Origin of the sequence: Clostridium beijerinckii, from assembly GCF_008705175.1 — a bacterium.
Classification (GTDB): domain Bacteria; phylum Bacillota; class Clostridia; order Clostridiales; family Clostridiaceae; genus Clostridium; species Clostridium beijerinckii.
In genome coordinates, this window is the sequence record NZ_CP043998.1 from 2,233,220 (window position 1) to 2,245,285 (window position 12,066).

A 12,066-nucleotide genomic window follows, 5' to 3' on the forward strand; every position below is an offset into this window, starting at 1 on the left:
GAATGAATATAGTAGTTTGTGTAAAACAAGTTCCAGATACTACAGCAGTAAAAATTGATCCTAAAACTGGTACATTAATAAGAGATGGTGTTCCATCAATAATGAATCCAGAGGATAAACACGCTTTAGAAGGTGCATTACAATTAAAAGAAAAAGTTGGAGGAAAAGTTACTGTAATAAGTATGGGACTTCCAATGGCTAAAGCGGTTTTAAGAGAAGCATTATGTATGGGAGCTGATGAAGCTGTCCTATTAACAGATAGAGCACTTGGGGGAGCAGATACATTAGCAACTTCAAAGGCACTTGCAGGAGTAATAGCTAAATTAGATTATGATTTGGTATTTGCTGGAAGACAAGCAATTGATGGAGATACTGCACAAGTAGGACCAGAAATAGCAGAACATTTAAACATTCCTCAAGTAACTTACGTTCAAGACGTTAAAGTTGAAGGAAATACATTAATAGTAAATAGAGCACTAGAAGATGGACATCAAGTAGTAGAAGTTAAAACTCCATGTCTATTAACTGCAATCGAAGAATTAAATGAAACTAGATATATGAATGTTGTAGATATATTCGAAACTTCAGATGATGAAATCAAAGTTATGAGCGCAGCTGATATAGATGTAGATGTAGCTGAATTAGGGCTTAAAGGCTCACCTACAAAGGTTAAGAAGTCAATGACTAAGGAAGTTAAAGGTGCAGGAGAAATCGTAAGAGAAGCACCTAAAAATGCAGCATACTATGTTGTAGGAAAATTAAAAGAAAAACACTACATCTAAGATAATAGGAGGGTAATTTATTATGAATATAGCAGATTACAAAGGCGTTTGGGTCTTTGCTGAACAAAGAGAAGGCGAATTACAAAAAGTATCTTTAGAACTACTTGGTGAAGGTAGAAGAATTGCTGATGAATTAGGAGTAAATCTTACAGCTTTATTATTAGGTAGCAACATAGAAGGATTAGCAAAAACTTTAGCAGAGCACGGTGCAGATGAAGTTTTAGTTGCTGATGATAAAAACTTAGAACACTATACAACTGATGCTTATACAAAAGTTATTTGTGATTTAGCAAATGAAAGAAAACCAGGAATATTATTTGTAGGAGCTACTTTCATCGGAAGAGATTTAGGTCCAAGAATAGCTGCTAGATTATCAACAGGATTAACAGCAGACTGTACATCAATTGATGTTGATGTTACAAATGGCGATCTTTTAGCTACAAGACCAGCATTTGGTGGTAACCTAATGGCTACAATTGCTTGTCCAGAACATAGACCACAAATGGCAACAGTAAGACCAGGAGTATTTGCAAAGATTACAACTGATCCATCTAAATGTAAAATTGAAAAAGTTGATGTTAAATTAGCAGATAGCGATGTAAGAACTAAAGTTTTAGAAACTATAAAAGCTAAGAAGGATATCGTTGATATAGCTGAAGCAGATTTCATCGTATCAGGTGGTAGAGGAGTTGGAAACAAAGAAAACTTCCAATTACTTAAAGAATTAGCAGAAGCTCTAGGCGGAACTGTCGCTGGATCAAGAGCAGCTGTAGAAAAAGGATGGATTGATGGAGCATATCAAGTAGGTCAAACTGGTAAGACTGTTAGACCTCAAATATATATAGCTTGTGGTATTTCTGGAGCTATCCAACACGTTGCTGGTATGCAAGATTCAGATTTAATCATTGCTGTAAATAAAGATGATTCAGCTCCAATAATGAAAATTGCTGACTATGCAATAGTTGGTGATCTTACTAAGGTAGTACCAGAATTAATAGCTCAAGTTAAAGAAATAAAGAGCGCTGAATAATATAATTTATTAATTAAAATGATTTAATCCGTAGTTAGAATGTATAGATTAAAATAATAGGAGGTTAAAATAATGCAAGGATTAAGTATTGATAAGATAAAAGTAGGAGACAAAACTTCAGTCGTAAAGACTATTGGTGAATCAGATGTATATTTATTTGCTGGAATTACTGGAGATTTAAATCCAGCACATACAAATCAAGTTACAGCAAAAGAAACAATATTTAAAGGGAGAATTGCACATGGTATATTAGTATCAGGTCTTATTTCGACATGTTTTGGTATGCAGCTTCCAGGACCAGGTACAATTTATTTATCACAAAACCTTAAATTTACTGCACCAGTTCACTTTGGAGATACAATAACAGCAGAAATAGAGGCTATAGAAGTGATTGAAGATAGAAATAGAGTAAAGTTCAAGACAGTATGTACTAATCAGGACGGAAAAGTAGTTATTGACGGCGAAGCAATGGTTATGCCACCTAAAAAAACAGCATAAATGATTAAAGAACTGAATAAATAGAATATAATAACAAAAGTCTTTTGCATTAGTTTGCTAAAAGACTTTTGTTATTGTATATATATCAAAATTTGACGATTCTTTATAATTTTTCTTAAGTGTAGTATAATAATATTCAAATATACGATATATTTGGATTTTCATTTCTTTTAAAAACACAAATAAACACTAGTTGAAAATTTCTTTGAAAACGTATAAAAAATTATTATTATAAATCAATAAAGAGAGATTTATGACTGTTTAATTGCTGTTAATGAAATGAATTATTACAAAATATAATTAAATAGGGAGGTAATTATGTTTTTAGAAGAATGTTTTGAACTAATAATTCAAAATGTAAATGAAGCTTTAATAGTGATTGATAAAAAAGGAATTATATTAGTTATAAATAAAAAGGCAGAAGACATGTTTGGAATTAGTTCAGAGAGAAGTCTTGGTAAATATATAGGTGAGGTGTTACCTGAAATACAAATACCAAAAATCACAAAAGCAGGAAAAGCTGAATTATCTCAGATGGTTTTTATCAATGGAAAAGAAATTATTTCAAATAGAATTCCTATAATTAAAGATGAAAGAGTAGAAGGTTCAATAGAAATATTTACTGATATTACAGATCAAAAAAAAATGCAGAATAAGATAAACCTAGATAAGGATTATATTGATGCGCTACTTACTGTAATGGATGCTTTTAATGAATGGTTTGTGGTAATAAATGAAAAAGGTATAATTACCAGTATCAGTGATGATTATAAAGAATTTTTAGGTTGCGATAATCCTATAGGAAAAAAAGTAGAGGATATAATAGAAAATACAAAGATGGGGAAGGTCTTAAAAACAGGGATTGCAGATATAGGTGGTATTCAGGAAATAAAAGGTAATAAGATGATTGCTATGCGTGTGCCTATAAAAAAAGATGGAAAGGTTATAAGTGCTGTAGGTAAAGTAGTATTTAAAGATATTAGCGATTTTCATGCTCTAAGTAAAAAGTTGCTCGACTTAGAAAAAGAGGTTGAATTTTACAAAAGCAAAATTGCTGAAAATAAAACGGCGAAGTATTCTGTAGAAAATATTATTGGACATTCTAATAAAATAAGAAAAGTAAAAGATTTAATAGGAAAAGTTGCAAATACAAATTCAAATGTTTTAATAAACGGTGAAAGTGGTACAGGCAAAGAAATGATTGCCCATTCTATTCATAATAGCAGTAAAAGATACTTAGCTCCATTTATAAAGATAAACTGTGCCTCTATTCCAGCAGAATTATTAGAATCAGAATTATTTGGTTATGAAGAAGGAGCTTTTACTGGAGCCAAAAAAGGTGGGAAAAAAGGAAAGTTTGAACTAGCAAATGGTGGGTCAATATTTTTAGATGAGATAGGTGACATGAATATAAACATGCAGGCTAAAATTTTGAGGGTAATTCAGGAAAGGGAGATTGAGAGTATCGGAGGCAGCGGAGTAAAAAGCGTTGATGTTAGAATAATTACTGCGACAAATAAAAATCTTGAGGAGCTTGTTAAAAAGGGGGAGTTTAGAGAGGATCTGTATTACAGGCTAAATGTTGTGAAAATTGTTTCACCTCCTTTAAGAGAGCGGAAGGAAGATATTCCTGCATTGGCAAATGCATTGAGAATTAAAATAGCAAAAAGATTAGATGTATATGTAGAGGGGATATCTAAAGATGCTATAGAGTGTTTAGGCAACTATGATTGGCCAGGTAACATTAGAGAACTTGAAAATGTTATTGAAAGAGCAATTAATTTGTTGGATTCTAATATAATGATAAAAACAGAACATTTGTCTAAAAGATTTACAAGCGCTAAATACAAAAGATATAGTGATAAAAATGAATACTTGAAAACCATAGTTGAAGAGGTTGAAAAGGAAGTTATTCTAGAATGTTTAAATAGAAATAATTGGAATAAAAATAAAACAGCTCAAATATTAGGAATAAGTAGGGCGGGGTTATATAAGAAAATAGAAGAATTTAATTTAAAAGTATAATTAAGTAGGAGTTTTAAAAAGTTCCTACTTAATTGTTTTTTACCCTATTTTATTGAATACTTATGCAATTAGTATTCAATAAAATAGGGTACATAATATTAGTTTAAACATTGGTATAAATTTTGAGAATAGCCTATTTATAAGCTTTTATTAATTCATAAAAAAATATGTATAAAAAAAATACATGTAAAGGAAATAAACATTAACAAAGATTATATAATATTAATCTTATGGGGGAGAATCTTTAAAAGTGTACAAAAAAAACACATATTTTTATGATTTATTTTATTTAAAAAGGTAAATAGAATTAATAGTAAACAGTTTAAAAAAATAATATTTAAAGAGTTTAGTAGATTTGGAAAAGGTTTTCGACTTTAGGAAAGAAACTTGGCATCCTAATTGCTCTATAAAAAGGTACAAGGAGGGATTATGAATGAAATCTAAATCTAAAGTTATGTCAAAAGAGCAAGCTGTCGCTTTAATAAAAAATGGAGATACTATTGCAGTAGGTGGATTTGTTGGCTGTGCTCATCCAGAAGAAATTACAGCAGAAATCGAAAAATCATTCTTGAGTAAACAGTTACCTAGAGATTTGACATTAATATATGCAGCAGGTCAAGGTGACGGGAAGGATAAGGGGTTAAATCATCTTGGTTATGAAGGGCTGCTTAAAAGAATAATAGGTGGACACTGGAATTTAACACCAAAGCTCCAAAAACTGGCTATGGAAAATAAGGTAGAAGCATACAATTTACCGCAGGGAACAATATCACAGATGTACAGAGATATTGCTGCTGGAAAACCAGGGACATTAACTCATGTTGGATTGAAAACCTTTGTAGATCCTAGAATAGAAGGTGCAAGGCTTAATAAACTTACAACAGAAAACATCGTAAGTTTAATCAACATAGATGATAAGGAATATTTGCTTTATAAAACTTTTCCTATAAATGTTACCATTTTAAAAGCTACATACGCAGATGAGGATGGATATGCAACAATGGAAAAGGAAGCACTAACACTTGATGCAACTGCAATGGCTCAAGCAGCTAAAAATTCCGGTGGAATAGTAATTCTTCAGGTTGAAAAGATAGTTGCTAAAGGCTCACTTGATCCAAGAAAAGTAAAAATTCCAGGAATATATGTTGATGCAGTAGTTGTTGGGTCTCCTGAAAATAACATGCAAACTTTTGGTGAAGCATTTAACCCAGCATATTCCGGAGATGCTAGAGTACCAGTAGATTCAATAGAACCATTAGAGATTAATGAAAGAAAAGTAATAGCAAGAAGATGTGCTATGGAGCTTGTACCTGATGCCGCAACAAATCTAGGAATTGGTATGCCGGAAGGAATAGCTATAGTTGCTAGTGAAGAAGGTATTGGAGATAAAATGACTCTAACTGTAGAGCCAGGAGGAATAGGCGGAGTACCTGCAGGTGGCTTAAACTTTGGAGCTACAACTAATCCATTATGTATAATGGACCAGGCTACTCAGTTTGATTTTTATGATGGCGGTGGCCTTGATGTAGCTTTCTTGGGATTAGCACAATGTGATAAGGTGGGTAACATAAATGTTAGTAAATTTGGTCCTAAGATTGCAGGTTGTGGTGGATTTATAAACATAACTCAAAATTCTAAAAAAGTTATATACTGCGGCACATTTACAACAGGGGGACTAAAACTAAAAATAGATGAAGGTAAGTTAACAATACTAAGTGAAGGTAAGGTTGATAAGTTCGTAAATAAAGTTGAACAAATTACTTTCAGTGGTGAATACGCATCAAATATTGGACAGCCTGTACTTTATGTTACAGAAAGAGCAGTATTTAGATTATCTAAACATGGCTTAGTTTTAATAGAGATAGCACCAGGAGTAGATTTGGAGAATGATGTATTGGCTCACATGGAATTTAAACCAATAATATCACCAGATTTAAAACTTATGGATGAAAGTATATTCAAAGCAGAACCGATGGGATTAAAAATTTAAATATTAAGTTAGTATGTTATGGACTGATAGATAAAATTAGTTATAGGGTTCTGCAATGAGAATTAAACAAAAGAATATCATTGAGTTCTTGTTAGTGAATATATTCACAATATAAATTTAATCATCCATGAGGAACCCTATATGAACATATAGAAATAAAGAAAATATATATATGGAGGTATTATAATATGGCGGTTTTAGGAATTTTCTTAGCATTAGGACTACTAATTTTTTTAGCGTATAAGGGCTTCTCAGTTGTAGTTATGGCTCCAGTGTGCGCACTAGTAGCTGTTTTATTATCTGGAATGTCTATTTTACCAAGTTACACAGAAATATTCTTACCTAATTTAGCAAACTATCTAAAAGTTTATTTCCCATTCTTCTTATTGGGAGCTATATTCGGTAAAGCAATGGAGGAATCTGGCGCAGCAAAAGCTATTGCTAAAGCAATAGTAAACAAATTAGGTAAGGAGAGAGCAGTTTTAGCAGTTGTTTTATCTTGTGCAATTCTTACTTACGGTGGTATAAGTCTTTTCGTTGTTGCTTTTGCTGTATATCCATTTGCAGCTTCTGTTTTCAAAGAAGCAGATATACCAAAGAGACTTCTCCCAGTAACTATTGCATTAGGAGCGTTCACATTTACTATGGATGCTTTTCCAGGAACACCACAAATCCAAAACTCAATACCAATGAAGTTCTATAACACAGACCTTTATGCGGCTCCAGTTGTAGGTATCATAGCAACAATTATAATTTTATGTGGAGGTTTGGCTTATATAGAGTGGCGTAAACGTACAGCTCAGGCAAAGGGAGAAGGATATGGTACAGGGCATAAAAACGAGCCTGAATTTGATGAAAATGAAGCTTTGCCAAGCTTTGGTATGTCACTATTACCGTTGGTATCTGTGCTTATAGTTACTTTGGTTCTTCAAAAAGTAGTTTTCCCAAATTGGAATATCGCATCTTGGGCAACTCAAGCACCATATAACATGGCTGAAGGCGGAATTACAGGAACAATGAATAACTGGGCACTTATTATCGGGCTTCTTGTTGGTAGTATACTTGCATGTTTATCAAATCCAAAAACTATGAAAGTTACTATACCTAAAGCTATTAACTTAGGTGCGATTGGTTCATTCTTAGCTATACTTAACACATCTTCAGAAGTTGGTTTTGGTAATGTTATCAAATCACTTCCAGCATTTAAATCTATAGCTAATGCTTTAATAGGAATTAATTCTAATGGTAGCCCGCTTCTTTCTGAAGCAGTTGCTGTAAATGTTCTTTCAGGGACAACTGGTTCAGCATCAGGCGGTATGAGTATAGTTCTTGACATGTTCGGTGAAAGATATATGGCATGGGCAGCAGCTACAGGTACAAGTCCTGAATTACTTCACCGTGTAGCTTCAATGGCTTCAGGCGGTATGGATACATTACCTCACAATGGAGCTGTTATTACACTTTTAGCAATTACAGGGTTAACTCATAAGCAAGCATACAGAGACATTTTCTTTATAACTGTATTAAAAACAGGAACATGTTTCATAATGATATTCCTTCAAAGTTTCTTACACTTTGTATAAAAATTGAAAGCAGAGAGGATTACGAATATTTTAAACCGTATTTTTAAGTTTTCATAAGATCAATATAAAGAGACAATTATAAGTGATGGTGTTACAATAACAAGCATAAGAGTAGAGGCTTAATAATAAATAGTTCTATAGAGTAGTGTGAAATCTACTCTTTTTTATTGTATAGGAATTTATATTCAAATTAAATATGTGGATAAGTTATGGAAAAGACAGATTAAGAAAGTTATGATTTGTAAAGAGAATAAAAAGGAAAATATATTCGCCTGCCAAATTTTTCTCACATTTATTCGAAAAGGCAGATGCGTAAAAAAATCTACACCTATGAAAAGAGTGCGGAGCACAATACGGAACTTAACCAAAGTTGCCTGCGATTTTGTTCTTGTCAAATTTATATAGGAGTGTTTTATTATTCTATTAGTATATAGTGTGAGAAAAAGTCATATCTACATTAAGTACATGGGGTAAAAAATCATATATCTCCAACGTAGGTGTATAAAAATGAAAAATTTTATTTACAAGAGCAAATTAGGATAATGAAATAGCAAAAACTTTAAATGTAGAACTATATGTCAAAAGCAGAGTTTGAAAAAATATGAATAAGAATGAGATTCTAGAAAAATATAATCTAGAGACATATATTAACACTGAATTAAGTCAAAATTATAAAGATCTAGAATCTATACAAAGATATAATGTTCATTTTTAATCAATTTCAGACATAAATCCTCATGGAGAACCTGCAGGTGGGCAGTTATAAATTCATGACCAACACCTCAGAGGTCCAGAAAATTTTGTGATAAATTAACCCTACATAATTGTGCAGGAATAGTCGGATGGATAAATATGATTTCTGATATTCTATTGATGAAAGGAAGGTTACTAAATGGATTCGATAAAAAAAATGAATGAAGCATTAAATTATATTGAAGAAAATCTTGATGGTGAAATTGATTTTAAAAAAGTAGCAAGGTTAGCATTTTGTTCAGAATATCATTTTCAAAGAATGTTTTCTTTTCTTGCAGGAGTTTCACTGTCTGAGTACATTCGTAGAAGACGTTTTACCTTAGCAGCTTTTGAACTTAATAATAGCAATATAAGAATAATTGACTTGGCCGTTAAGTATGGATACCAGTCAGCAGATTCATTTACAAGAGCGTTTCAAAATTTGCACGGGATAACGCCATCGGAAGCTCGATATAATGGAAAATCATTAAAATCATATCCAAGAATGACTTTTCGTTTATCAATTGAAGGAGGAAATGAAATGAACTATAAAATTGAAGAGAAAGAAGCATTTAATATAATTGGTATTAAGAAAAGAGTACCTATAATTTTTAATGGAGTAAATCCTGAAATTGCTAAGATGTGGCAAAGCTTAACTGTTGAAAATATCAATGAATTGAAAGAATTATCTAATACAGAACCAAGGGGACTAATAAGTGCATCTTTAAATTTTTCAGAAGGACGAATGGAAGAAAAAGGAGAGCTTGACCATTATGTAGGTGCAGCGACTACCAAAGAGTGTCCAGATAACTTATCAAAACTTGAAGTTCCTGCTTCAACATGGGCAGTATTTGAAGCTGTAGGACCATTTCCAGATACATTGCAAAATATTTGGGGACGCATCTATTCTGAATGGTTTCCATCTTCAAACTACGAACAAAAACAAGGGCCAGAGATCTTATGGAATGAGAATAAAGATGTAACTTCACTAACTTTTAAAAGCGAAATATGGATACCGGTTATAAAAAAGTGCTAGTATAGACAAGTAAAAAAATAAAGAAGAAGTAGAAATATCACATTATTCAGAAATGAATTTTGTGGTATTTCTTTATACAGCAGATGTCAAGAAAATTACCGTTACTCAAGGAAATGTATCTTGTGGAATTTAAGGTGAGAAATGAATATAAAAATATTAAATATACAGTCTGGTAATATGTTATAACTTGTAAGCCCCACACACCTATCAGCCCCTATAAATATTATTTTTTATAACTTGTTAAGCTTTTTTTATTTAGGATAAAAAATTGGAATTTTAAATTAGGACCTCTGGGGTAATAGTAGTGAGTTTAAGAATGACTTGATATCTGATATAAATAACAATATTAAGAAAGTAAAAAAAACAATATTCAGTATGGTTATCGAACTGAATATTGTTTTTTAAAAGAGCATAACAATCTTAACTAGCACAATAAAAGATAGTTTATTATCATATAAAAATCTTTCGACTAATAATACAACAAATCACAACCTAATAATCATGTTTTGCTCCACCAAACAACATATTTACTCAACTCAATATAACCTCACGGCTATATAAAATCAATTCAACACATTGAATAATGTTAACTCGACCTTATATAATAAGTTGGAGTACCATTATAATAGATATAAATCAACTATAATAAAACTTTTCCCCATCATATAAAATCTTATCGCCGACTAATATAACAGCCATAATATTATGACCATTATATAATCTTTGTTCGACCTGTATACACCCTAACTCAAGAGCATATATAAATCTTTGCTCAACTGTTATGTTCCTTATAATATTAATATGTGCAAATTTAGTTATAGTATACATAAAATCAAATTGTAATTTGTGGAAGTCAATGAAAACTATTTTCTAGCAATATGTGAGCACTTTTTCTTTGATTTTAACTTCTATGTCAAAATCAAGAAAGAGAATGTTTTTAATCATTTAGTGCGATAACGCTATAGAATACTAAGAGCTATTTGTGCACAATATCCTATTGTATTTCAGTATTTATAAAGAAAACTCATATTTCAACTGAAATATAGTATAATGTTTGTTAGAACAAAAGAATAACTATATATTTTGTAATTATAAATTCACAATTATTTTTGCAATATATATGAAGAAAGACAGAGAGGGAAAAATGAAGATTGCAGTTACTACTACAAGAGATGCAGATGAGAGTTTAAATTATAAAGCAAAAGGTGTATCTAAAGATTTAAACATATCATATATAAAAAGAGGTAATTTTAGTATCAAGGAAACAATTTTGAAAGATGGTTTTGACTATTTATTAGTAGTTGAAAGAGATAAGATTGTTATAAAGGGAGAAGATAGTGCACTGTTTTGGCATCCAAATATGTCAGAACTTAAGGTTAAATCAATAAGACAAGGAAATAAGGAAGCTATAATAGAGGCAACAAAATTAGAAGAAGGAAATAGTATATTGGATTGTACATTAGGTCTTGCAGGTGATTCTCTTGTCTTTTCAGCAGTTGTTGGAGAAAAGGGATATGTAGTAGGGACGGAAATTAATAAGTATATAGCTTATTTAAGTAAATGTGGATTAGAAAACTATAATGGTGTTAATGGTAAAAATATAGATAATATAAAGGTTGTTAATGAATCATATGAAGATTATATTTTAAAGCAGGGAGATAATAGTTTTGATGTAGTATATTTTGATCCTATGTTTAAAGAACCAAATAGAAAATCAACATCAATAAATTCCTTTAGGGATTTTGCAGATCACAAAGGGTTAACAAAAGATATTTTAATGGAAGCACTTAGAGTATGTGCAAAAAGAGTTGTTATTAAAGAAAGACAAGGCTCTAATGATTTTGAAAAGCTAGGAATAGAAAAATATTATGGCGGCAAAAAAAGAGGTTCAATTATTTATGGAGTAATTGAAAAAAATATATAAAAAATTTAGATGTGCTAAGGTAAGAAGTTTTATATGAAAGGTTTAAATAATAATTAGTTTAGTGTACAATGGGATAAATATTAATCATAGATGAGAGGAAATTGAAATGAACGGAACAAAGAGAAGTAATATTAAAATAGGAGCAACTGTTTTAGTTGTTCAAAAGCAGGATCAACGTACAGGAAAATTGACAGAAGGAATAGTGGCGAAGATACTTACCAATTCATCAGAGCATCATCGTGGCATAAAAGTAATGCTTGAAAGTGGTATTGTGGGCAGGGTGAAAGAGATAAAGTAACAGTTATTTGGGAAATTATTTAATAGTATGTATAAAGGTTAGAAGTAAAAATTACTTCTAACCTTTTGATATTTAATATAAAATTTTATAGGGAAAATATAGGTTAATTGATAAAATTTTGTAGTATAATAATGATAAATTATTTAATCGAAATTACAATTAAGTTTA

9 protein-coding genes are annotated in these 12,066 nt (G+C 31.1%); all 9 read left to right on the plus strand.

The window, feature by feature from the left end; genetic code table 11:
- The first annotated feature begins 2 nt into the window (after nucleotides 1-2).
- The 9 genes from F3K33_RS10115 (at nucleotide 3) to F3K33_RS10155 (ending at nucleotide 11,898) form a co-directional block, all read left to right on the plus strand.
- Nucleotides 3-782 (plus strand): electron transfer flavoprotein subunit beta/FixA family protein, encoded by a 780-nt coding sequence (locus tag F3K33_RS10115; RefSeq protein WP_011967673.1) that lies wholly within the window; start codon nucleotides 3-5, stop codon nucleotides 780-782.
- A gap of 22 nt (nucleotides 783-804) precedes the next feature.
- The gene (locus F3K33_RS10120; RefSeq protein ID WP_039773941.1) at nucleotides 805-1,812 is read left to right on the plus strand and encodes an electron transfer flavoprotein subunit alpha/FixB family protein; all 1,008 of its coding nucleotides are present in this window, start codon (nucleotides 805-807) and stop codon (nucleotides 1,810-1,812) included.
- Nucleotides 1,813-1,884: 72 nt separating this feature from the next.
- Complete coding sequence (locus tag F3K33_RS10125; protein ID WP_017212763.1) at nucleotides 1,885-2,310, plus strand: MaoC family dehydratase; 426 nt, start codon at nucleotides 1,885-1,887, stop codon at nucleotides 2,308-2,310.
- A 318-nt stretch (nucleotides 2,311-2,628) separates the two neighbouring features.
- Nucleotides 2,629-4,335 (plus strand): sigma-54-dependent Fis family transcriptional regulator, encoded by a 1,707-nt coding sequence (locus tag F3K33_RS10130; protein ID WP_023975724.1) that lies wholly within the window; start codon nucleotides 2,629-2,631, stop codon nucleotides 4,333-4,335.
- 433 nt (nucleotides 4,336-4,768) lie between these two features.
- Nucleotides 4,769-6,325 (plus strand): acyl CoA:acetate/3-ketoacid CoA transferase, encoded by a 1,557-nt coding sequence (locus F3K33_RS10135; protein ID WP_039772531.1) that lies wholly within the window; start codon nucleotides 4,769-4,771, stop codon nucleotides 6,323-6,325.
- 188 nt (nucleotides 6,326-6,513) lie between these two features.
- On the plus strand, nucleotides 6,514-7,908 hold the full coding sequence (locus F3K33_RS10140; protein WP_039772529.1) for a GntP family permease: 1,395 nt from the start codon (nucleotides 6,514-6,516) through the stop codon (nucleotides 7,906-7,908).
- Between the two features lie 892 nt (nucleotides 7,909-8,800).
- On the plus strand, nucleotides 8,801-9,676 hold the full coding sequence (locus tag F3K33_RS10145) for an AraC family transcriptional regulator (protein ID WP_017212767.1): 876 nt from the start codon (nucleotides 8,801-8,803) through the stop codon (nucleotides 9,674-9,676).
- 1,144 nt (nucleotides 9,677-10,820) lie between these two features.
- Nucleotides 10,821-11,600 (plus strand): class I SAM-dependent methyltransferase, encoded by a 780-nt coding sequence (locus F3K33_RS10150; protein WP_039772527.1) that lies wholly within the window; start codon nucleotides 10,821-10,823, stop codon nucleotides 11,598-11,600.
- Between the two features lie 106 nt (nucleotides 11,601-11,706).
- Entirely contained in the window at nucleotides 11,707-11,898 is a 192-nt protein-coding gene (locus tag F3K33_RS10155) for a YwbE family protein (RefSeq protein ID WP_012058272.1), read from the plus strand.
- Nucleotides 11,899-12,066 lie beyond the last annotated feature (168 nt).